The following is a 22,970-nucleotide window of genomic DNA, read 5'->3' as shown; positions in this document are numbered from 1 at the left end:
CGGACCCGCGAGACCCGGTTTACGGAGCTACCGGCCCCGGGATGGTGTAGAGCGGGTCGCCGGCCCAGTGGACGACGTCGTGCGGCGGCGTCACCGGTGGTGCGGGCCGGAAATTGGCGGCGTCGTCGACGCTGCCGGTGCCGTCGTAGACCGCGCGCTGCGGGTAGGCGAACACCGGCCGGGTGCGGGTGAGGTTCCCGGCGGTGTCCCGGCCGGTGGCGGTCACGCGCGTGGGTGCGGTGCCGCGTTCGACCCAGGCGACCAGTTCGCGCAGCGGGTCGAACTCGGTGAGCGTCGTGCCGCCGCCGCAGTGGTAGAGCGACGGGACCATGAACAGCCGCGCGAAGTCCTGCGGCCGGCCGTGGGTGAGGCGCTGGTAGTAGTCGAGCGTACCGGTGGGCGGGATGGCTTCGTCGGCCCAGCCGTGCCAGAGCACGAGCTTGCCGCCGCGCCGCTGGAACGCCGAGAGGTCGGTGCTCATGGCGTTGTAGCGGATGCCGACCGGGGTGAGCCGGTCGAAGTCGTGGCGGGTGAAGGTGAAGGTGTCGGTGGTGGTGGCCGGGGCGCCGATCGGGTAGCCGAGGTAGCGCAGGTAGTTGTCGGACAGGTTGCGGGCGAAGGCGGATCCGCCGGTATCCGGGGACGGGATGATCCAGCCGGCCCACGACAGCTCGGAGCCGGGCTGTTCGCCGCCGGGGTAGAGCAGCGTGCCGTGGGGGTCGGTGGGTGGCGAGTAGAGCTTGCGGGTCGCGGTGACCTGGGCCGGGGTGAGGCAGGCCGGGGTGTCCGGGCCGGTGCAGGTGAGCGTGGCCGGGTCGAAGCGGCAGGCGCGCGGGTCGTCGAGCTGGCCGTCGGCGAGCCCGTCGAGGCGGTCGCAGGCGGCGAGGACGGCGGTGTGCAGGGCGGGCAGTTTCGCCGCGGTCAGGATCGGGCTGCCGTCGGCGGCGGTGTTCACCCGGGCGAGCCAGGTCTGGAAGACGCCGAGCAGCGGGCCCCAGTCGTGGGCCGGGGCGCCGGCGACGATGCCGTCGAAGTCCGCGGGGTAGCGCTGGGCGAGCTGGAGGGCTTCGCGGCCGCCGTCGGAGCAGCCGGTGAAGTAGGACTTGCGTGGCGGTGCGCCGTAGAACGCCTGGATGATCGCTTTGGCGGCGCGGGAGACGACGTGGGGTGCGCGGTATTCGAGGTCGTTGCGGGCGGCTTGGTCGTGCGCGCCCCAGCTGCCGTCGTCGACGACGGCGGGGGTCTTGCCGACGTGCCCGTCGTCGGTGGCCGCGACCGCGACGTCGCCGCCGTGGGGCAGGCCGCAGTCGGCGAACTCGGGCGGGTTGACCAGGCCGCAGAAGCCGCCGCAGCCGTACTGCAGGTAGCGCCCGGCGTAGGTCCTGGTGGGCAGCCGCAGCTCGAAGCGGACGGCGGGTTCGACGTAGCCGGCGACGCCGCAGTACTCGGGGTCGGTGCCGGTCGCGGCGACGACGGCCGCCGAGGTGACGTGGGTGGTGGCGCCCGGGAGGGCGAACCCGTGGACCAGGTCGGCGCAGGTGGTCACCGGCCGGACGGGCGAACCGGTCGCGGCGGTGGCGGCGGCCGGGGTGAACGTGGTGGTGGCGAGCGTGAGCGCGGCGATGGCGGCGAAGATCTTCAGTGGTCTCATCGGGCCCCCGTTTTCGGCGTTGTCTGTTTTTGGCCAGGTTTGCCGGGCAGTCTTGACATCGATGTCACCCGCGCGTTTCCCTTCGGTGGCGCCGCCGGTCCCCGCCTGCGCGGCGCTGCTGAATCCGCCCTCCGAGCTTGGAGCAACGATGCCCCGAAGCGCCAGACCGCCGGTCGCTTTCCTGGTGACCGCCGCCGTGGTCGCCGCCGGCCTGGTCACCCTCCCCGCGGCCTCGTCCGCCGCCGAAGACACCCTGCCCGCGGACTTCTCGTCCTCCTTCGAGGCCGGTGACGTCCAGCCGACGTGGACCGACGCCGTCGACACCGACGCGGCGGGCAAGCCGCGCACGTCCGGCGTCAACGGCGCGAACGGCACCGCGATCCCCGGTGACATCCGCGGCAAGGTGACCGAAACCAGCGCCAGCAGCGAGAACACCAGCGGCGGCGAGGTGGTGGCGAACCTCGTCGACGGCACCACGGACACGAAGTGGCTGTCCTGGGACCCCACGGCGTGGGCGCAGATCACGCTGTCGGAGCCGACCGCGATCACGCACTACGCGATCTCCTCGGCCAACGACTCCGCCGAGCGCGACCCGAAGGACTGGACGCTGCAGGGCTCGAACGACGCGAGCTCGTGGACCGACCTGGACAAGCAGTCCGGCCAGTCGTTCGCCGAGCGGTTCCAGACCAACAGCTACAAGCTGGCCGCGCCGACCGCGGCGTACCGGTACTACCGGCTCGACGTCACCGGCAACAACGGCGGCCCGATCCTGCAGATGTCGGAGCTGCTGCTGGCCAACGACGAGCCCGCGCCGCCGCCGCTGCCGAGCATGCGCAGCTTCGTCGACTCCGGCCCGACCAGCGGGTACACGAACAAGAACCGGGCCGGCTTCACCGGGCTCAAGGCGCTGCGCTACTCGGGCAGCCAGACCGCGACCGGGCACGGCTGGTCCTACAACAAGATCTTCGACGTCGACATCCCGGTCGTGGCTTCGACCGAGCTGTCGTACAAGGTCCAGCCGCAGTTCATCACCGGGGACCTGAAGTACCCGAGCACGAACGTCGCGATCGACCTGGCCTTCACCGACGGCACCTACCTGCGTGACCTGGGCGCGACCGACCAGTACGGCTTCCCGCTGACCCCGGAGGGCCAGGGCGCCTCGAAGGTGCTCTACGCCAACCAGTGGAACCTGGTGCGCTCGGCGATCGGGCAGGTCGCGAAGGGCAAGACGATCGACCGGATCCTGGTCGGCTACGACAACCCGAACGGCCCGGGCACGCTGCAGGGCTGGCTCGACGACGTCAAGGTGTCGGCGACGCCGACACCGCCGGCGAGCAGCCGCCCGAGCGACAACGTGGTCACCACGCGGGGCACGATGGCGAACGGCACGTTCTCCCGGGGCAACAACTTCCCGGCCACGGCGGTGCCGCACGGGTTCAACTTCTGGACCCCGGTCACCGACGCCGGCGCCGACCAGGGCGGTTCGCCGCGGTGGCTGTACAACTACAGCACGCAGAACAACGCGCAGAACCTCCCGCAGCTGCAGGCGTTCAGCGTCAGCCACGAGCCGAGCCCGTGGATGGGTGACCGGCAGGTGTTCCAGGTGATGCCGTCCGCGGCCGCCGGCGTGCCGGACGCCGACCGCGACGCGCGGGCGCTGCCGTTCAAGCACAGCGACGAGACCGCGCGGGCGCACTACTACGGGGTGCAGTTCCAGAACGGGATCAAGACCGAGATCGCCCCGACCGACCACGCGGCGATGTTCCGGTTCGCCTTCCCGGGCAGCGACTCCAGCCTGATCTTCGACAACGCCACCAACGCGGGCGGGCTGACCCTCGACCCCGCGACCGGCACGCTGTCGGGCTACACCGACACCGGCAACTACGCGGGTGCGGGCCGGATGTTCGTCTACGCGAGTTTCGACAAGCCGGTCACCGCGGGCGGCAAGCTGACCGGGCAGGGCCGTGACAACGTCACCGGGTACCTGCGGTTCGACGCCGGCGCCGACAAGACGGTGCAGATGCGGATCGCGACGTCGCTGATCAGCGTCGAGCAGGCGAAGCAGAACCTGGCGCAGGAGATCGCCCCGGCCGCGACGTTCGATTCGGTGCGGGACGCGGCGCAGAAGGCGTGGGACGACCAGCTGAAGGTGATCGAGGTCGAGGGCGCGTCGAAGGACCAGCTCACGACGCTCTACTCGAGCCTGTACCGGCTGTTCCTGTACCCGAACTCCCAGTTCGAGAACACCGGCACGGCGCAGAAGCCGGCGTACAAGTACGCGAGCCCGGTGTCGCCGAAGGCCGGCGCGGACACCGCGACCCGGACCGGGTCGAAGGTCGCCGACGGGCAGATGTACGTCAACAACGGCTTCTGGGACACCTACCGCACGACGTGGCCGGCGTACTCGCTGCTCACGCCGGACATGGCCGGGAAGATGGTCGACGGGTTCGTCCAGCAGTACCGCGACGGCGGGTGGATCGCGCGCTGGTCCTCCCCCGGCTACGCGGACCTGATGACCGGCACGAGCTCGGACGTCGCCTTCGCCGACGCCTACCTCAAGGGCGTGAAGAACTTCGACGTCAAGTCCGCCTACGACGCGGCGATCAAGAACGCCACGGTGACGCCGCCGAACTCGGCGGTCGGCCGCAAGGGCCTGGACCAGGGCATCTTCCTCGGCTACACGCCCAACACCGCCAACGAGGGCTTCTCGTGGGCGATCGAGGGGTACGTCAACGACTTCGGCATCGCGAACCTGTCGAAGAAGCTGGCCGAGGAAGCGGCGCCGAACGACCCGCGCAAGGCCGAGTACCAGGAGAACTACGAGTACTTCACCAGCCGCGCCCAGCAGTACGTGAACCTGTTCGACCCGAGTGTCGGGTTCTTCCAGGGCAAGGACGCGAACGGGAAGTTCACCAAGACGAAGGACCAGTACGACCCGCGGTCGTGGGGCGGGGACTACACCGAGACCGACGGCTGGGGCATGGCGTTCACCGTGCCGCAGGACGGTCAGGGCCTGGCGAACCTCTACGGCGGCAAGGCCGGGCTGGCGACCAAGCTGGACCAGTTCTTCGCCGACCAGGAGACCGCCACCTTCCCCGGCACCTACGGGGGTGTGATCCACGAGATGCGGGAGGCCCGCGACGTGCGGATGGGCCAGTACGGCCACTCCAACCAGCCGGCCCACCACCTGCTCTACATGTACGACTACGCCGGTCAGCCGGCGAAGACGCAGGCGAAGGTCCGGGAGGCGCTGTCGCGGCTGTACAACGGCAGCGAGATCGGGCAGGGCTACGCGGGTGACGAGGACAACGGCGAGATGTCCGCCTGGTACATCTTCAGCGCGCTGGGCTTCTACCCGCTGCAGATGGGCAGCCCGAACTACGCGATCGGGTCGCCGCTGTTCAAGAAGGCCACGATCCACCTGGCCGGCGGCAAGGACCTGGTGATCAACGCGCCGAAGAACAGCGCGAAGAACGTCTACGTCCAGGGGGTGAAGGTCAACGGCAAGGCGTACTCCTCGACGTCGCTGCCGCAGGACCTGATCGCCCGCGGCGGGACGATCGAGTTCGCCATGGGCCCGAACCCGTCGAACTGGGGTACCGGCCCGGGCGACGCGCCGAAGTCGATCACCACGGGTGACGCGGTCCCGACGCCGCTGCACGACGAGACCGGTGCCGGCAAGGGCACGCTGTCCACTTCGGACGGCTCCGACGCCGGCGCGCTGATCGACAACACCTCCCGCACGCAGGCCGCCGTCACCGGCGCCCTCCAGTACCAGCTGAACTCGACCGACGAGGCCGTCACGCACTACACGCTGACGTCCCAGACCGGTGCGGGCGACCCGAAGAGCTGGGTGCTGAAGGGCTCCTACGACGGCAAGACGTGGGCGGTGGCCGACCGGCAGGAGAACCAGGCGTTCAGCTGGCGGCAGCAGACCCGCGCGTTCAAGGTGGCCGACCCGGCGCACTACGCCTACTACAAGCTCGAGGTCACCGCGACCAGCACCGGCGCCCCGGCGCAGCTGGCCGAGTTCGAGCTGCTGGGCAGGCCGGATGCGGCGTGCACCCGCACCATCACGGGCGCGTCCAACGGCCCGCTGACGGTGACGAGCGGGACGGTGTGCCTGCAGGACGCGACGGTGTCCGGCCCGGTCACCGTGGCGCCCGGCGCGTCGCTGATCGTCCGCGGCGGTTCGGTCAAGGGCCCGCTGTCGGCCACCGGCGCGGCCCAGGTGGTGCTCAACCGCACGAAGGTGGGCGGTCCGGTGGCGATCACCGGAGTGACCGGCGTGGTGTCGATCGAGCTGACCGACATCGGCGGCCCGGTGGCGCTGACCGGCAACCACGGGCCGGTGCTCACCTCGAGCACCGTCGCGGGCCCGCTGGCGTGCGCGGTCAACACCCCGGCACCGACGGACCACGACCTGCCCAACACCGTCCGCGGCCCGGTCGCCGGGCAGTGCACGAAGATGTAGCTCGACGGTAGGTCCCGTGAGGGCCGTTTCGAGGGACTTCGGTCTCCCGGAACGGCCCTCACGGCGTTTCGGGCGGTGATCCGGCGGCCCGGCCGAGCCGCCGTCGCCTGGGCAGGCAGTGTTCAGCACGCTGCGCCGTTCGGCGGCGGTTACGGTGGGCGCATGTCCGACGCCGTGTTCTTCTCCTCCTTCGAATCCGGTGACCCGCAGCCGGCGGACCCCGGCCTGCGCGTCGGCAGCGGCCCGGAGCACTCGCCCACGGCCCGGACCGGCGCCGGCTTCACCGGCGTGCGTGCCCTGCGCTACACCGAGCGGCCCCACGCCGTCCTGTTCGAACTCGACCTCCCGGTGACCGGGCGCACCGAGCTGTCCTATGTGGTCTTCCCGGAGGCCGACGGCGACATCCCCGCCTACCACGCCACCCGGGTCAGCCTCGACGTCGAGTTCGCCGACGGCACCGCCGCCGGGTTCGCCCCGGTGGACGACAAGACGCTGTGGGTGGACCAGTGGAACCCCGTCCGCCGCCCGCTGGGGGCGTTCGCCGGGCGCCGGATCGCCCGGATCGTGCTGCGCACCGACGCGCCCGGGAAGATCGCCGGCTGGCTCGACGACGTCCGGATCGCCGAACGCCCCGAGCCGCCCCGCGAGCCCGTCGACTGCGTCCGCACGACCCGCGGCACCCACTCCAGCGGCGAGTTCTCCCGCGGCAACAACTTCCCGGCCACGGCGGTGCCGCACGGGTTCAACTTCTGGACCCCGGTCACCGACGCCCGCGTGACCAACTGGCTCTACTCCTACCACCGCCACAACGACGAACGGAACCGGCCCGCGCTGCAGGCGTTCGCGCTGTCGCACCAGCCGAGCCCGTGGATGGGCGACCGGCACACCTTCCACGTCATGCCCGGCACCGGCCCGGTCCAGCCCGACCCGCGCAAGCGCGCGCTGCCCTTCTCCCACGACGAGGAGACCGATTCGCCGCACCACTACGGCGTCCGGTTCGCCAACGGGATGACCGCCGACCTCGCGCCGGCCTCGCACGCGGCGATCATGCGGTTCACCTTCCCCACCAAGCACGGCTGGCTGCTGTTCGACAACGCCGGCAACCGCGGCCGGCTGCGCCTGAACCCCGACACCGGTGTGATCACCGGCTACACCGCGGTCCGCAGCCGGCTCTCGGCCGGAGCGCGCCGGATGTTCGTCTACGCCGTGACCGATGCCCCGGCCACCCGCGGCGCCCGGGTCCGGCGTCCGCCGTGGCGGCGGGTGTCGGGGTACTTCGAGTTCGACGGGCCCGACGTCACGCTGCGGATCGCGACGTCGCTGATCAGCCTCGCGCAGGCCAAGCTGAACCTCGAGCAGGAGATCCCGGCCGGGACGACGTTCGATCAGGTCCGGGCGCAGGCCCGGCGGCAGTGGCAGGAGGAGCTCGGCCGCGTCGAGGTCGAAGGGGCCACCGAGGACCAGCGCACGACGCTGTACTCCAACCTCTACCGGCTGTTCCTCTACCCGAACATCGCGCACGAAACCACCCCGAAGGGAATCCGGCACGCCAGCCCGGTCGTGCGCCGGTGGTGGCCGAGCACCCGGCGGCGGACCGGCGCGAAGGTCGTCGACGGCGAGCTGTACGTCAACAACGGCTTCTGGGACACCTACCGCACCACCTGGCCCGCCTACGCGCTGCTCGCCCCGGACCGCTGCGGCCGGATGATCGACGGGTTCGTCCAGCAGTACCGCGAGGGCGGGTGGATCGCCCGCTGGTCCTCCCCCGGCTACGCCGACCTGATGACCGGCACCAGCTCGGACGTCGCCTTCGCCGACGCCTACCTCAAGGGCGTGAAGAACTTCGACGCCGAGGCCGCCTTCGACGCCGGGGTGAAGAACGCCACCGTCACCCCGCCGCGCCGCTCGGTCGGCCGCAAGGGCCTCGACCAGTCGATCTTCCTGCACTTCACCCCGGTGTCGGTCCACGAAGGACTGTCCTGGGCCCTCGAAGGCTGCATCAACGACTTCGGCCTGGCCAACTTCGCCGAGGCGCTCTCACGGGAGAGCGACGGGCCACGAGCCCGGATGTACGGCGACTACGCCGCCTATTTCCGCGAGCGCGCGAAGCACTACGTCCACCACTTCGACCCGGCGATCGGGTTCTTCCAGGGCCGCCACCGCGACGGCCGCCGCAAGTTCGCCCCCGAGGGCTACGACCCGGCCGCCTGGGGCGGCGACTTCGTCGAAACCAACGCCTGGAACACCGCCTTCACCGCACCGCACGACGGCCCCGGCCTCGCCGCCCTGCACGGCGGCACCGCGGCGCTGGAAGCCAAACTCGACACCTTCTTCGCCACCCCCGAGACCGGACGGCGGCCCGGCGCGTACGGCGGCCTGATCCACGAGATGACCGAGGCCCGCGACGTCCGGATGGGCCAGTACGGCCACTCCAACCAGCCCTCGCACCACATCCCCTACGTCTACAACCTCGCCGGCGCCCCCGCGAAGACCCAGGCCGTCGTGCGGGAAGTGCTGCGCCGGCTCTACCTGGGCAGCGAGATCGGCCAGGGCTACCCCGGCGACGAGGACAACGGCGAGATGTCGGCCTGGTACGTCTTCAGCGCACTCGGCTTCTACCCCCTCGCCGTCGGCAGCCCCCGCTACGCGATCGGCTCGCCGCTGTTCGAGAAGGCCACCGTGCACCTGGGCGAGGGCCGCAAGCTCGTCATCCACGCCCCCGGCAACACCGCCGAAACCGTCTACGTCCGCGGGCTCACCGTCGACGGCGAACCGCACGAGAACACCTCGATCGCCCACGCCACCCTCGCCGGCGGCGCCGAACTCGTCTTCGACCTGACAACCGAACCCACCGGCTGGGGCACCCCGCCCCCACCCGCCGAACACCCCGCACCCGCGACCGACCTCACCGGCACCGCGACCAGCTCCGACGGCACGAAGACCGGCGCGCTCTTCGACGACACCACCCGCACCGAAGTCAGCTTCCGCAGCGCCACCCCGGCGATCGAGTTCACCGTCACCGGCGAACCCCGCGAAGTCACCATGTACACGCTCACCTCCGGCGCCGGCCGCGGCGACCCGAGCGCGTGGGTGCTCGAAGGCTCCGACGACGGCACCGCCTGGTCCACCCTGGACGAACGCCACGACGAGCTGTTCCGCTGGCGCCGCCAGACCCGGCCGTTCGTCCTCGCCACGCCGGCCGCGCACGCCCGCTACCGGCTGCGGATCACCGCCACCCGCGGCCGCCGCGCCACCCTCGCCCAATGGGAGCTCCTCGCCCGATGAACCACCTCCGCACCGCCGTCCTCGACCGGTTCGCGGCGGCCGACCCCGGCCTGGTCCGGCTGCGGCTGGCCGGCTCCGCCGTGCTCGGCATCGTCCTGGCCGTCGCCGCCCTGCTGCCCACGCACGTCCCGCTCACCGTCATGCTCATCGGCGCCATCGCGGCGATGATGACCGCCTTCACCGTCAACGACCCCACCCCGGGCGCCCAGGCCGTCACCCTCGTCCTGGCCTTCCTCACCGGAGCCGCGTCGATCACCGTGGCCAGCCTCGGCTCCGCGCTGCCGCCGCTGGACAGCATCGTGTTCGTCCTGCTGATCTTCGTCGCCGTCTACGCCCAGCGCTTCGGCGCCCGCGGCACCGCGCTCGGCTCGATCGGCTTCTTCCTGTTCTTCTTCCCGATGTTCCTGCAGGCCCATCTCAAGCAGGTCCCGCAGCTGCTGATGGCCCTCGGCGTCGGCGTGCTCGCCAACGCCGTCGTCCGGTTCGTCCTGCTGCGGCACAACCCCGAAGCCGAGTTCCTGCGCGTCCGCCGCGCCTTCCGCGCCCGCCTCGGCGCCGTCGTCCGCGCCACCGAGGCCTACCTCGCCGTCAACGGCAGCGAGCGCACCCGCAAGCAGCTGCGCTCGGCACTGGCCCGGCTGCACGAATGCGTGCTGCTCATCGAAGACGCCGCCCCCGACGTCGTCGACGCCCGCGCCGCCGACCGGCTGCGCCGCCGCGCCATCGAAGTCGAACTCGCCCTGCAGTGGCTGGCCATCACCGTCCAGCGCACCTGCTCCGACGAACTCGGCCCGGACGTCCGCGACGACCTCATCGCCCGGCTCGCCCGCTTCCGCGCCCTCATGGAACGCGACCCGCGCGAGCTCCCGCTGATCAGCCAAACCGGCGAATACAGCCGCATGCTCGTCGAAGGCAGCCGCATCGACGAACACGCCGCCCCCGGCGACGGCGTCCGCAAGGCACTCGCCGAGCTCGCGCTGGCCGACGACCGGGCCCAGCGCGCCGCCGCACCGGAAACCACCGCAGACCCCCTCGAAGACGAGGACCCGGAACCGGAACCCCGGCTCGCCTACGACAACCGCACCCGCAGCGCCATCCAAGCCGTCGTCGGCGGCGGCCTGGCCGTGCTCGGCGGCGAACTCGTCTCCCACCAGCGCTGGTACTGGGCCGTGCTCACCGTCTTCGTCGTGTTCATCGGCGCCTCCAGCGCCGGCGCCACCTTCGTCAAAGGCGTCCGCCGCCTCGGCGGCACCCTGATCGGCATCGTCGGCGGCGTCCTGCTCGCCGTGGGAGTCGGCGGCAACACCGCGGCCACCCTCGCCCTCATCCTGGTGTGCGTGTTCGGGATGGTCTACACCGCCCGCGTCTCCCAGGTCGTGATGGCCTTCTTCGTCACCAGCATGCTCGGCCTGCTCTACAGCCTGCTCGGCACCTTCAGCCTCGCGGTGCTCTGGATCCGCGTCGCCGAAACCGCCGTCGGCGCCGCCGCCGGCATCCTCGCCGCCGTCGTCATCGTCCCGGTCCGCACCCGCTCGGTCATGCTCGACGACATCGGCGAAGTCCTCGACGACCTCGAAGAGTTCCTCGAACACACCCGCGGCCTCCTGGCCGGCGAGGAGAACGTCAACGTCATCGAGCTCTCCCGCGACCTCGACCGCAGCGTCGACCAGGTCCGCACCACTGTCGAACCCCTGACCCACCCGGTGAACCTCCGCAGCGCCCGCCGCGACTACGGCTGGCACGTGCTCACCACCCTGGAAACCATCGCCTTCCGGGCCCGCCACGTCGCCGCCCGCGCCCAGCCCGGCCAGCTCGCCGGCACCGACGCCGACCGGCTCCGCCGGTTCACCGGACGTCTCCTGGCCAACATCGACGTCCTCCGCAAGGCACTGGCCGCCCCCGGCGGCCCCACCCCCGGCACGCTCGTACGCGACGACGGCACCCCCGTCTCCGACCGCGTCGAGCAGGCCGAAACCCGCGCGGTCCTCTCCAGCCTCAGCCACCTCGACGAGGCCCTCGTCTCCCTCGGCCGCGTCTTCGGCGTCGAAGCCACCGATCCCCGGGCCCCGGCGAAGCCCTGACCGGCCGGGGCGGCGCAGCTCTCCCGCCGCGCCGCCCCTCTGGACCTCCGGTCACCCGGAGCCGATCACGGACAGGCCAGCCACGCGAAGTGGTACACCGTGGTGATGCTGCCGTCGGTCGAGTCCATCGTGACGTAGCTCGTCGTCTTCTTCGGATCCGACGTCCCGGCCGCGGCCCGCAATTCCGTGTTGATGTTCAGATTGCGTTCCTCACCACACGGCTTGAAGGCGATCGCGCCGACCTCCGTCGAATCGGTGAAATGCCAGTCGTCTTCCAACGGCCCGGTCAGCGGATGCTGGACGTAAGCGGTCGGCGAATTACCCTGGAAATAGTAGTTCGCTCTTTCCAGGCCGGTCGCACCCTTTTCCAGGTGCGCGAAGCCGCGGTAGTCGGCCTCCGCGATTCCGTAGGTGAAGCCCTGCGGCACGTGCACCCGCAGGCCGATCTGGCAGTTCTTCCGCGCGTCCAGCGGCCCGGCGCCGACCCCGACCAACGCCGTGTAGGCGCTGTAAGTCACGGTGAACGCCGTGTTGTCCTGCGAAACCGCCACCGCCGAAGTGTTGGGCGGACAGCCGGTGCCGATGGCGTTGACGACGTCGATGACAATTTTGTCGGGCGGCGGCGGGGTGTTCCACGAATGCGGGGCGACCACAGAGGACAGCGCCATTACGGCAGCAACGACCGCAGACAGCATCGGAATCCTTCCCAATACAGCCGAATTGGGGACGGGGGCCGGACCATGGTAGCGAAAGGATCATGGAAGCAAACCCCGCTGAATGGAGCAACGCGCAGTAGCCGTCCCGCCACGCGGTAAGCCGATAATTTCGGACCCGCATTCTCGCGAAAGACGGATAACTTCCACCGGAAAACGATTTCGCGCCCCCGGACCGCTGCCCGCCGTCCGCGATCACCCCGCGACGTCCGGCCTTGATCGTTTCACCCCGCCACCGGGCGCCGACACGATCGACACCACACCGTCCCGACCAGGAAACTTACCCGATCCCGACTAAAGGTACACTCCGGGCAAACCGCCCCATGACCGCCCGAAAAGCGATCCTCGCAACAGTGACTGGACGCACCCGACCGGCAACGCCCGGGAGGGATAGGCTCCCAACCACTAGCCAAAGTCGTCTCAAGCTGGAGAACCGCAATGACCCAAGCCCCAGTCAACGTGACCGTCACCGGCGCCGCCGGCCAGATCGGCTACGCGCTGCTCTTCCGCATCGCGTCCGGTCAGCTCCTCGGCCAGGACGTCCCGGTGAAGCTGCGGCTGCTCGAGATCCCGCAGGCGGTCAAGGCGGCCGAGGGCACCGCGATGGAACTCGAAGACGGCGCGTTCCCCCTCCTCGCCGGCACCGACATCTTCGACGACCCCAAACAGGCCTTCGAAGGCACCAACATCGCCCTCCTCGTCGGCGCCCGCCCCCGCAGCAAGGGCATGGAGCGCGGCGACCTCCTCGAAGCCAACGGCGGCATCTTCAAGCCCCAGGGCGAAGCCATCAACGCCGGCGCCGCCGACGACATCAAGGTCCTCGTCGTCGGCAACCCCGCCAACACCAACGCCCTCATCGCCCGCTCGCACGCCCCCGACGTACCCGCCGAGCGCTTCACCGCGATGACCCGCCTCGACCACAACCGCGCCCTCGCCCAGCTCGCCAAGAAGCTCGGCGTCCCGGTGACCGAACTCAAGAAGGTCGCCATCTGGGGCAACCACTCCGCCACCCAGTACCCCTCGGTCCAGCACGCCGAATTCGGCGGCAAGAGCATCGCCGACGCCCTCGACCAGGCCTGGCTCGAAAACGACTTCATCCCCACCGTCGCCAAGCGCGGCGCAGCCATCATCGAAGCCCGCGGCCTCTCCTCCGCCGCCTCGGCCGCCTCCGCCGCCATCGACCACGTCTACACCTGGGTCAACGGCACCCCGGCCGGCGACTGGACCTCCGCCGCCGTCGCCTCCGACGGCTCCTACGGCGTCCCCGAGGGCCTCATCTCGTCCTTCCCCGTCACCGCCAAGGACGGCAAGTACGAAATCGTCCAGGGCCTCGAAATCGACGACTTCTCCCGCACCCGCATCGACGCCTCGGTCGCCGAGCTCGTCGAAGAACGCGACACCGTGCAGAAGCTCGGCCTCATCTGAGCCCACGCACCCGAAGGGGCCGCCGTCACACCCGTGACGGCGGCCCCTTTCGCATCGCCCGCAGCGAACACCGCACGCCCACAGCGAAACACCCGCCCCGAACGCGATCATCACCCCTACCGTCGCCCCCATGACCCTTCTCGCCGTACCCGACATGCAGGCACCGAACCAGTCCCCCGACGACACGGTCTACCAGCAGCTCCTGCGCGACCGCATCGTCTTCCTCGGCTCCGAGGTCAACGACGAGGTCGCCAACCGGCTCGTCGCCCAGCTGCTCCTGCTCGCCGCCGACGACCCCGCGAAGGACATCACCTTCTACATCAACTCCCCCGGCGGCTCCGTCAGCGCCGGCATGGCCATCTACGACACCATGCAGCTCGTCAAACCCGACGTCGCCACCTACGGCCTCGGCTTCGTCGCCTCCATGGGCCAGTTCCTGCTCTCCTCCGGCACCCCCGGCAAGCGCTACCTGCTGCCCAACACCCGGATCGTCATGCACCAGCCCTCCGCCGGCATCAGCGGCGCCGCCACCGACATCGCCATCCAGGCCGAAGTCTTCGGCCGGATGAAACGCCGCATCGCCGAAATCACCGCCCGCCAGACCGGCCAGACCGTCGAACGCATCACCGCCGACGCCGACCGCGACCGCTGGTTCGACGCCGATGAAGCCCTCGCCTACGGCTTCGTCGACCACATCGTGGCCGCCGGCTGACACAGTTCTCGCCCCCGGGGACACCGGGGGCGAGAACTGCCCCGGGTCAGCAGTGGCTGGTGAGCCGCATGCCGTTGATCCGGTCGAAGAACTGCGGGTCGAACGACCCGGCGTCGAACCACCACGTCCACTGGTTCTCCACCGTGCCCCGCACGAACTTCGGGTCACCCCCGTGCGTGACCGCACCCAGGACGAAGCCGTTGCCGTCCGTCGCCACCGGCCACATCAGCCACGCGTCGTCGCTGTCGCTGCTGGTGATCACGGCCTCGAACTTCGCACTGCCGTTCCGGTACAGCGTCCACTTCGCCTGGTCCATCGTGCAGTCACCGGCGGTGATGCGACCCCAGGTGAACCAGCAGTAGTCCCACCCGGTGCAGGTGGCCTCCGTGGACTGGGTGCCGGCCGAGGCCGGCGCGGCGAGCAGGCCGCCGATCGCGAGCACGAGCGTCAGCAAGACGCCCAGCCGCCGCAGTTCGGTCTTCATGGTTTCCCTCCCCGAGAAGCAGAATCCCCTTGCCCGGCAAAGCTAACCCGGCGACGCCGGCCACCGGGGTCACTCGGGTGCGGTGACCGGGGAGGGCGAACCTGCCCGACCGCGAGGCCGGAAGTTCACCCTTCCGTCGATGCTTCTTTTGGTGCGGGAAGCGACGGCCGGGCAGCTTTCAAGAAAGTTGCCCGGCCGTATAGGTCGTTATACAGTTGGAAGATCAGACTCCGTTGAGGCCGCGGCGGGCCAGCAGGGGGTCGATCTCGGGGTCGCGGCCGCGGAAGGCCCGGAAGGCGTCCATGGGGTCGATGCTGCCTCCTCGGCCGAGGAGGGTGCGGCGGAAGTGGTCGCCGTTCTCGCGGGTCAGTCCCCCGTTGTCCCGGAACCACTGGACGGTGTCGGCGTCGAGGACTTCGCTCCAGATGTAGGAGTAGTACCCGGCGCTGTAGCCGCCGCTGAAGATGTGGGCGAAGTACGTGGTGCGGTAGCGCGGCGGGATGGCGTCCACGGCCACGCCGGCCTTCACGAGTGCCTCCCGCTCGAAGGGCTGCACCTCCGTCACGCGGTCGTCGACGCCGAGGCTGTGCCAGGCCTGGTCGAGCAGGGACGCCGCGAGGTACTCGGTCGTGGCGAACCCTTCGCCGTACTGCTGGGCGGCGAGCAGCTTCTCGACCTGCTCCTGCGGCAGCGCCTCCCCCGTCTCGTGGTGCTTCGCGTAGTTGGCCAGGACTTCCGGCCACAGCATCCACATCTCGTTGACCTGGGAGGGGTATTCGACGAAGTCGCGGGGCACGTTGGTGCCGGAGAACGTCGGGTAGCGGACCGCCGAGACGAGCGCGTGCAGGGCGTGGCCGAACTCGTGGAACGCCGTGACGACCTCGTCGAACGTCAGCAGGGTGGGCTCCCCCGCCGGCGGCTTGTTCACGTTGAGCACGTTGACCACGACCGTCTTGCGGCCGAGCAGCTCGGACTGGTCGACGAAGGTGTTCATCCAGGCGCCGCCGCGCTTGGCGTCGCGGGTGTAGAGGTCGAGCAGGTAGAGGCCCAGCGGGGTGCCGTCGGCGTCGAAGACCTCGAAGGTCCGGACCTCCGGGTGGTACTTCGGCAGGTCGTCCCGCTCGGTGAAGGTCAGGCCGTAGAGCTTCGTCGCGGCGAAGAAGACGCCGTCGAGGTACACCCGGTCGGCCTCGAAGTACGGGCGCAGCGCCTCGGTGTCGACGTCGAAGCGCTCGCGGCGGACCTGGGCGGCGTAGTACGGCCAGTCCGACGGCCGCAGCTTCGCGCCCGGCACGTCGGCTTCCAGCAGCTGCTGCAGCTCGGCGGCTTCGGCGCGGGCGTTCGCGACCGCGGCGGGCGCCAGCCGCTCCAGCAGCCCGGCGGCGGCCTCGGCGGTCTTCGCCGTCTCGTCCGCGATGATGTACGCGGCGTGGTGCGGATAGCCGAGCAGGGCGGCCCGTTCCGCGCGCAGCCGCACGATCTCGGCGACGACGGCGTTGTTGTCGTAGCCGTTGCCGCGGTTGCCCCGCGCCATCGACGCGGCGTGGATCCGCGCGCGCACGTCGCGGTCGCGCAAAGTCTCCAGCGGGGACGCCTGGCTGGTCGGCAGGCTCAAGGTGAGCACGTACTTGCCGTCCTCGCCCCGCGCGGTGGCCGCTTCGGCCGCGGTCGCGATCGCGCCTTCGCCGAAACCGGCCAGCTCGGCGCGGCCGGCGATGACGACGGCCAGCTCGTTGGTGTCCCTGAGCAGGTTCTGCTGGAACTTCGTCTGCAGGGTGGACAGCTGCTCGTTGAGCTCGCGCAGCCGGGCCTGCTCGGCCTCCCCGAGCCCGGCGCCGGCCCGGCTGAAGTCGGTGTGCCGCCGTTCCAGCAGCCGCAGCGACTCCTCGTCCAGGCCGAGCTCGTCCCGCCGCGCGTGGAGCGCGTCGATCCGGGCGAACAGCTGCGGGTTCAGGTGGAGCGCGTCGTGGTGAGCGGCCAGCTTCGGCGCGAACTCGGCCTGGATGGCCTGGATCTCGTCGGTGCTGTTGGAGCCGGCCAGGTTGTAGAACACGCTCGCCACCCGGCCCAGCAGCTCGCCGGCGCGCTCGAGGGCCACGATGGTGTTCTCGAACGTCGGCTCGGCCTCCTGCGCCGCGATCTCCTCGATCTCCGCCGCGTGCTCGGCCAGCCCCGCTTCGAGGGCGGGCCGGTAGTGCTCGCCGGAGATCCGGTCGAAGGGCGGCAGGGCGTAGGGCAGCTCGCTGGGTGCGGCGAACGGGTTGTCCGGCGAAATCATCGGGGCAGGCTCCTGGTCGGGGACAGACACACTCGGTCCCGCCACCCTACGTGGTCCACCTGTGCGGATGTCAGCGCTTTCCGGAGGTGGCCGGGGTCACCGGCCGGTGCTACCACCCACGACGGCGTCGCTGCTCACACCCTTTTCACCGGCCTTCTTCCCGCGCTTGGGCTTGGGCTCCGGAGGCACGATCCCGCGGAGATCGCCACCGTGGTCGTTGACCCGCAGCACGAACGGCCGCGTCTCGGTGTAGCGCACGACCGAGACGGACGCCGGGTCGACGACGATCCGCTGGAAGGCGTCCAGGTGCTGGCCGAGGGCGTCGGCGAGGATCGACTTGATCACGTCGCCGTGGCTGCACAGCAGCCAGACGGCGTGGTCGCCGTGCTCGGCCGCGATCCGCCGGTCGTGGGCGCGGACGGCGGCCACCGACCGCGCCTGCATCGCCGCGAGCCCTTCGCCACCGGGGAACACCGCGGCGGAGGCGTGCGCCTGCACGACCCGCCAGAGCGGTTCCTTGGCGAGGTGCTTGAGCTCCTTGCCGGTCCAGTCGCCGTAGTCCACTTCGGACAGGCCGGGCTCGACGACCTTCTCGAGCCCGCGCGCGGCGGCCAGCGGGCCGACCGTCTGCTTGCACCGCAGCATCGGCGAGACGACGAGCCCGGACAGCGGCACGCCGTCGAGGCGTTCGACGAGCTTCTCCGCCTGGGCCCGGCCGGTGTCGTCGAGGTTGACCTTCGGGGAGCGCCCGGCCAGGACGCCGGAACCGTTGGCCGTGGACTTGCCGTGCCGGAGCAGAATGACCGTACTCACGGGCCCCACCCTACGTGGGGACCGATCAAGCGGTCCCCACGCGGGGAGATCAGTGCCCGACCGGGCCCGCGTTCGGGTCCAGCACACCGCTGAAGATCAGCACGTACAGCAGCACGCCGAGCACCAGCCGGTACACCACGAACGGCACGAAACTGCGCTTCTTGATGTAGGCCATCAGCCAGGCGATCACGAGGTACCCGACGCCGAAGGCGACCAGCGTGGCCAGGATCGTCGGGCCCCACTGGGCCGGCACGCCGCCCGAGCCGATGTCCTTGAGCTTGTACACGCCCGAGCCGAACACCGCCGGCAGCGCCAGCAGGAACGAGTACTCCGCCGCCTCCGCCCGGGTGTAGCCCAGCAGCAGGCCCGCGCTCGTGGTGCCGCCCGAGCGGGACACGCCCGGGATCAGGGCCAGCGCCTGCGCGAACCCGAAGCCGAGGCCGTGCGGCACGGTCAGGTCGTCCAGCGTCCGGTTCTGCTTCCCGATCCGGTCGGCGACCAGCAGGATCACGCCGAACACGATCAGCACGGTCGCGGTGATCCGCAGGTCGCGGAACGCGCTGTCGATCTGGTCCTGCAGCAGCAGCCCGAGCACCACGATCGGCAGCGAGCCGACGATGATCAGCCAGCCCAGCCGGGCGTCCGGGTCACGCCGCCACTCCGCCTTGTACAGCGAAAAGAACCAGGCACGCAGGATCTTCCCGATCTTCGGCCCGAAGTAGATGATCACCGCCAGCTCGGTGCCGATCTGGGTGACCGCGGTGAACGCCGCGCCCGGGTCGTCCCAGCCCGCCAGCGCCGCGACGATCCGCAGGTGCGCGCTCGACGAGATCGGCAGGAACTCGGTCAGGCCCTGGACCAGGCCGAGCACCAGTGCTTCGAACCACCCCACGTCAGGCCACCCCCGCCAGCTCGAGCGCCTCGACGGCCGTGCGCAGGGCATCGGCCGGCTCCGGCGTGTACGGCGACACCGACAGGGTCGTCACGCCGGCTTCGGCGTATTCCTTCATCTTCTCCGCGATCCGTTCCTTCGGACCCAGCAGCGACGTCGCGTCGAGGAACTCCGGCGGCACCGCCGCCATCGCCCCCGCCCGGTCGCCCGCCAGGTACTTCTCCTGCACTTCGGCGGCCTCCGCCGCGAATCCCATCCGGCACGCCAGCCGCTTGTAGAAGTTCTTCTCCCTGCTCCCCATCCCGCCCAGGTAGAGGGCCGCGTAGCCGCGGACGGCGTCCGCGCAGACCCGCCAGTCTTCGCCGGGTACCAGCGGCACCGACGGGACGACGTCGAAGCCGTCCAGCGTGCGGCCGGCCCGCTCGGCACCGGCGCGGACGTGGGCCAGCTGCTCCCCCGCGTGGGCCGGCGAGAAGAACACCGGCAGCCAGCCGTCGGCGATCTCCCCGGCCAGCTCCAGGTTCTTCGGGCCGATCGCGGCCAGGTAGAGCGGGATGTGCATGCGCGCGGGCCGGACGGTCAGCCGCAGGGCCTTGCCCGGGCCGTCCGGCAGCGGCAGCGTGAAGTGCTCCCCCTCGAACCGCACGCGCTCCCGCCGCAGCGCCGCCCGCACGATTCCCGCGTACTCCCGGGTGCGGCCCACCGGCGACGCGAACCGCACGCCGTGCCAGCCCTCGGACACCTGCGGGCCGGACACGCCGAGGCCGAGCCGGAACCGGCCGCCCGAGAGCGTGTCGAGGGTCGCGGCGGTCATCGCCGTCATCGCCGGCGTGCGGGCCGGGATCTGCAGCACGGCGGCCCCGACGTCGATCCGGGACGTCCGCGCCGCGATCCAGGTCAGCACGGTCACCGCGTCCGAGCCGTAGGCCTCCGCCGCCCACACGACCGCGTACCCCAGCTCCTCCGCCTGTTTCGCCAAGGCGAGGTTCGCGGGGTCGTTCCCCGTCCCCCAGTAGCCGAGATTCAGTCCGAGTCGCACGGGGCCAGACCCTAACGGGGGCCTTGATCGCGACACGACTCACCTTGGTCTCCTCCGGACGGGGCAGGCCACTAGGCTCGGCGGTCGTGGAAAAGCGACTGCTCGGCCGCTCGGGACTGCGCGTCTCCCGTATGGCGCTCGGCACCATGACCTGGGGTGGCGACACGGACGCGGAGGAGGCCGCCAGCCAGCTGGTCGCCTTCGTCGACGCCGGCGGCACCCTGGTGGACACGGCCGACATCTACGGCGAAGGCGAGAGCGAGCGGATGCTCGGCTCGCTGCTCGGCGACCTCGTGCCCCGCGACGACGTCGTCCTGGCCACGAAGGCGGTCGCCCGGCGCGACGACGGCCCGTTCGGCGGCGGCGCCTCCCGCGGCGCGCTGCTGACCGCGCTCGACGGCTCGCTCAAGCGGCTCGGCACCGACCACATCGACCTCTGGCAGCTGCACGCCTGGGACGACTGCGTCCCGATCGCCGAGACGCTCTCCGCCCTCGAGTACGCCGTGACCAGCGGAAAGGTCCGCTACGTCGGCGTCTCGAACTACGCGGGCTGGCAGCTGGCCACCGCCGCCACGGGCGCGTCCGCCGTCGCGCCCCTCGTCTCCACCCAGGTCGAGTACTCGCTGCTGGAGCGCGGGGTCGACCGCGAGGTCGTGCCCGCGGCCGCCCACCACGGCATCGGGCTGCTGCCCTGGGCCCCGCTCGGCCGCGGCGTCCTGACCGGTAAGTACCGCACCGGCACACCCGCCGACTCCCGCGGCGCCAACAGCGCGTACGCCGGCTACGTCGAGCACCACCGCACCGACCGCGCCGCCCGGATCGTGCAGGCCGTCGCCACCGCGGCTGACGGCCTGGGCACCTCCCCGCTGGCCGTCGCGCTGGCCTGGGTCCGCGACCGGCCCGGCGTCGTCGCCCCGGTCGTCGGGGCGCGCGACACCGGCCAGCTCACCGGCTCGCTGGCGGCGGAGGACATCACCCTGCCGCCCGCCATCCGGTCCGCGCTCGACGACGTCAGCGCGATCGAGGTCGGCTACCCCGAACGCTGGCCGCGATGAGCGCCAGATGTCTGTTCGGTGACACGCACGTGACGGCACGGGGATCAAGGAGCATGCTGGTGAAGACCGCCCGCCGAGGGACAACTGGAGGCCGCAACGTGCGTCGGCTCGCCGCCGTGTCGTGGATCGCGCTCCCGCTCGCCGGTGCCCTCGTGCTCTCGGGCTGCTCGTCGGCCAAGCCGGCGACCGACGAACTGCAGATCGTGGCGAACCCGACCGCCGCGCGCCCGGCCGGCTCCCCCGCGGTGACCGTGAAGCCCGCCGGTCAGGTGCTCGGCGCCGGTCCGGTGTCGGCGGTCGCGGTCGATCCGAAGACCTCGACCCTCGTCGTTGCGGTTTCCTCGCCGCCTGCGCTGCGGCTGTACGACCTGGACGCGCTCGCATTACCCCCGGTGAATATGCCGTTATACGGCAAGGTGTCCCGGCTGACGGTGACGCCCGGGCGGGTCGAGATCGCCGAGCCCGAGCAGGGTGTGGTGCAGCAGCTGACGTTGCCGGACCGGAAGCTGACCGAGACGAAGACGGGCGGGCAGCCGGCGTCGAGCATCGCCTACGGTGCCGGCCGGCTGGTCGCGATGGGGGCGGCGAAGGACATCCAGGTGCTGCCGGCAGCGGGTCCGGCGCGGACGATCGGCGGGCAGCTCTACAGCGCCGACGACGTGGTCGACACCGGGCACGGGGTCGTGGTGCTGGACCGGCTGCGGACGGCGGTGTTCTCGGTGGACGTCGCCGGCGGGAAGGTCGACGAGGGCCTGCGCGCCGGGGACGGCGCCGCGAACGCCGTGGCCGACTCCTACGGGCGGGTGCTGGTGACCGACGCGCGGGCGGGGGCGCTGCTGGCGTTCTCGGCGGGCCCGCTGATCCTGCGGCAGCGGTACCCGGTGCCGGGCGGGGTGTACGGGATCGCTTACGACGCCACGCGCAGCCTGGCGTGGGTGACGCTCACCGAACGCAACGAAGTGGCCGGGTTCGACGTCCGCGGCGGCGAGCCCGTGGAGAAGTACCGGTTCCCCACCGTGCGCCAGCCGGACTCGGTGGGGGTCGACGAGAAGAGCGGCCGGGTGATCGTCGGCTCGGCCGCCGGAGAAGGGACCCAGGTGATCCAGCCATGACAGCGGTCAGCGAGGCGGTGGTCGAAGGGGATTGGGAGTATCGCCGTCTGCACCTCCCCCCGGGCGTGTCCCGGCGTGCGGCGGCGATCCAGCTCTCCATCCACGCGGAGTTCGCGGGCTGGGAACTGCGCACCGTGCGGCTCTACGCCGACGGGACGCGCCGGGTCTGGCTGCGCCGCAAGAGAACGGCGCAGAGCCTGCCCGGCGGCCTGCCGACCTAGCCGAACACCCGGTTCAGCCACTCGCCCCAGGCCTTCTCCTCGGTCCCGGGGTCGGTGCCCGGCGTGAAGACGTGGTGGGCGGCGACCATCGGCCCGTGGAAGCCGCGCAGGAAGCGGAACATCGCGTCCTCGGTGCGCACGCCCACGGCTTGGTCGTTCACGACGTAGACGACGCCCTCGTGGCCGCCCGGCTCGATCCGGACGCGGTCGCCCTCGGCGGGCCGCGCCGGCAGGCCGAGGGCCGTGCCCAGCCGCGCCCACGCCTGCTCCCAGTCCCCCACCGGCGGCCCGAACGCCGTCACCGGCACCGCCGTGCGGCCCGCGAAGTGCGTGACGTACTCGACCAGCGTGCGGAAGAACAGCGCGCCGCCCGCGGTCATCGCCTCGAACTCGTCCTCCCAGTCGTCACCGGGCAGGAAACCGCTGGTGACGCACCGGATCACCGAGCTGCCGCCGTCGCGGCCCTCGACCAGGAACTCGTAGGCGATCCGCCGTCCGTCCGGCGCGGTGCCGCTGCCGTAGGCGAGCTTCCCGGGCGGCTCCCACTCGCGGATCCGGTACTCCGGCTCGTACCCGCCGAAGGCGCCGCGGACCGTGCCGCCGGTGCCGCCGTCGACCTCGTTGCGGCCCATGAACCACGAGTCGATGCCGGGGCCGGTCGCGATGGCGTCCCACACCTGCTCGGGCGTGGCGCCGACCTCGGCGGTGTCGACCAGTTCGAACTCGGGTCCCATC

General features: G+C 71.2%; 16 protein-coding genes. 8 read left to right on the top strand and 8 right to left on the bottom strand.

What is annotated here, in order from left to right:
* Positions 1-19: 19 nt before the first annotated feature.
* On the bottom strand, positions 20-1,651 hold the full coding sequence (locus tag AB0M93_RS39230; protein WP_364284087.1) for a tannase/feruloyl esterase family alpha/beta hydrolase: 1,632 nt from the start codon (positions 1,649-1,651) through the stop codon (positions 20-22).
* 148 nt (positions 1,652-1,799) lie between these two features.
* Between AB0M93_RS39230 and AB0M93_RS39225 the strand changes: the two genes are divergently transcribed.
* The 3 genes from AB0M93_RS39225 to AB0M93_RS39215 all read left to right on the top strand — a co-directional run bounded on the left by AB0M93_RS39225 (position 1,800) and on the right by AB0M93_RS39215 (position 11,491).
* Positions 1,800-6,125 carry a GH92 family glycosyl hydrolase gene (locus AB0M93_RS39225; protein ID WP_364284084.1) on the top strand — a complete coding sequence of 1,442 codons (4,326 nt, stop codon included), beginning with the start codon at positions 1,800-1,802 and terminating at the stop codon, positions 6,123-6,125.
* Between the two features lie 162 nt (positions 6,126-6,287).
* Positions 6,288-9,410: a GH92 family glycosyl hydrolase gene (locus AB0M93_RS39220; protein WP_364284081.1), complete on the top strand. Its 3,123-nt coding sequence runs from the start codon at positions 6,288-6,290 to the stop codon at positions 9,408-9,410.
* Positions 9,407-11,491 (top strand): FUSC family protein, encoded by a 2,085-nt coding sequence (locus AB0M93_RS39215; protein ID WP_364284078.1) that lies wholly within the window; start codon positions 9,407-9,409, stop codon positions 11,489-11,491. The genes AB0M93_RS39220 and AB0M93_RS39215 overlap by 4 nt, the downstream gene beginning before the upstream one ends.
* Positions 11,492-11,556: 65 nt before the next feature.
* Here AB0M93_RS39215 and AB0M93_RS39210 read toward each other — a convergent pair whose 3' ends face one another.
* The gene (locus AB0M93_RS39210) at positions 11,557-12,186 is read right to left on the bottom strand and encodes a DUF4360 domain-containing protein (protein ID WP_364284075.1); all 630 of its coding nucleotides are present in this window, start codon (positions 12,184-12,186) and stop codon (positions 11,557-11,559) included.
* Positions 12,187-12,642: 456 nt separating this feature from the next.
* Between AB0M93_RS39210 and AB0M93_RS39205 the strand changes: the two genes are divergently transcribed.
* Both AB0M93_RS39205 and AB0M93_RS39200 read left to right on the top strand, forming a co-directional pair.
* Positions 12,643-13,629, top strand: coding sequence for a malate dehydrogenase (locus tag AB0M93_RS39205; RefSeq protein WP_364284073.1), 987 nt, complete (start codon positions 12,643-12,645; stop codon positions 13,627-13,629).
* Between the two features lie 130 nt (positions 13,630-13,759).
* Positions 13,760-14,341, top strand: a complete 582-nt coding sequence (locus tag AB0M93_RS39200) for an ATP-dependent Clp protease proteolytic subunit (protein WP_364284070.1) — start codon at positions 13,760-13,762, stop codon at positions 14,339-14,341.
* Between the two features lie 46 nt (positions 14,342-14,387).
* Here the strand turns inward: AB0M93_RS39200 and AB0M93_RS39195 are convergent, their stop codons facing one another.
* The 5 genes from AB0M93_RS39195 to AB0M93_RS39175 form a co-directional block, all read right to left on the bottom strand.
* Positions 14,388-14,825: a DUF6294 family protein gene (locus AB0M93_RS39195; protein ID WP_364284067.1), complete on the bottom strand. Its 438-nt coding sequence runs from the start codon at positions 14,823-14,825 to the stop codon at positions 14,388-14,390.
* 223 nt (positions 14,826-15,048) lie between these two features.
* A complete protein-coding gene (locus AB0M93_RS39190) occupies positions 15,049-17,103 on the bottom strand; it encodes a M3 family metallopeptidase (protein WP_364284064.1) in 2,055 nt (684 codons plus the stop codon).
* Positions 17,104-17,199: 96 nt separating this feature from the next.
* Positions 17,200-17,916: a histidine phosphatase family protein gene (locus AB0M93_RS39185; protein ID WP_364284062.1), complete on the bottom strand. Its 717-nt coding sequence runs from the start codon at positions 17,914-17,916 to the stop codon at positions 17,200-17,202.
* A gap of 49 nt (positions 17,917-17,965) precedes the next feature.
* Positions 17,966-18,808, bottom strand: a complete 843-nt coding sequence (locus AB0M93_RS39180) for an undecaprenyl-diphosphate phosphatase (protein ID WP_364284059.1) — start codon at positions 18,806-18,808, stop codon at positions 17,966-17,968.
* 1 nt (position 18,809) lies between these two features.
* Positions 18,810-19,847, bottom strand: a complete 1,038-nt coding sequence (locus AB0M93_RS39175) for an LLM class F420-dependent oxidoreductase (RefSeq protein ID WP_364284056.1) — start codon at positions 19,845-19,847, stop codon at positions 18,810-18,812.
* 86 nt (positions 19,848-19,933) lie between these two features.
* Between AB0M93_RS39175 and AB0M93_RS39170 the strand changes: the two genes are divergently transcribed.
* From AB0M93_RS39170 to AB0M93_RS39160, 3 genes are all read left to right on the top strand, one after another.
* Entirely contained in the window at positions 19,934-20,902 is a 969-nt protein-coding gene (locus AB0M93_RS39170; RefSeq protein ID WP_364284054.1) for an aldo/keto reductase, read from the top strand.
* 98 nt (positions 20,903-21,000) lie between these two features.
* Positions 21,001-22,014, top strand: a complete 1,014-nt coding sequence (locus AB0M93_RS39165; protein WP_364284051.1) for a hypothetical protein — start codon at positions 21,001-21,003, stop codon at positions 22,012-22,014.
* Positions 22,011-22,235 carry a DUF5703 family protein gene (locus AB0M93_RS39160; RefSeq protein ID WP_364284048.1) on the top strand — a complete coding sequence of 75 codons (225 nt, stop codon included), beginning with the start codon at positions 22,011-22,013 and terminating at the stop codon, positions 22,233-22,235. Before AB0M93_RS39165 ends, AB0M93_RS39160 begins: the two co-directional genes overlap by 4 nt.
* Here the strand turns inward: AB0M93_RS39160 and AB0M93_RS39155 are convergent.
* Positions 22,232-22,969 carry an SRPBCC domain-containing protein gene (locus tag AB0M93_RS39155; protein ID WP_364284045.1) on the bottom strand — a complete coding sequence of 246 codons (738 nt, stop codon included), beginning with the start codon at positions 22,967-22,969 and terminating at the stop codon, positions 22,232-22,234. The genes AB0M93_RS39160 and AB0M93_RS39155 overlap by 4 nt on opposite strands.
* Position 22,970 lies beyond the last annotated feature (1 nt).

This window comes from Amycolatopsis sp. NPDC051102 (genome assembly GCF_040682815.1).
Lineage (GTDB): Bacteria > Actinomycetota > Actinomycetes > Mycobacteriales > Pseudonocardiaceae > Amycolatopsis.
This window is presented reverse-complemented; position numbering and strand designations above follow the sequence as displayed.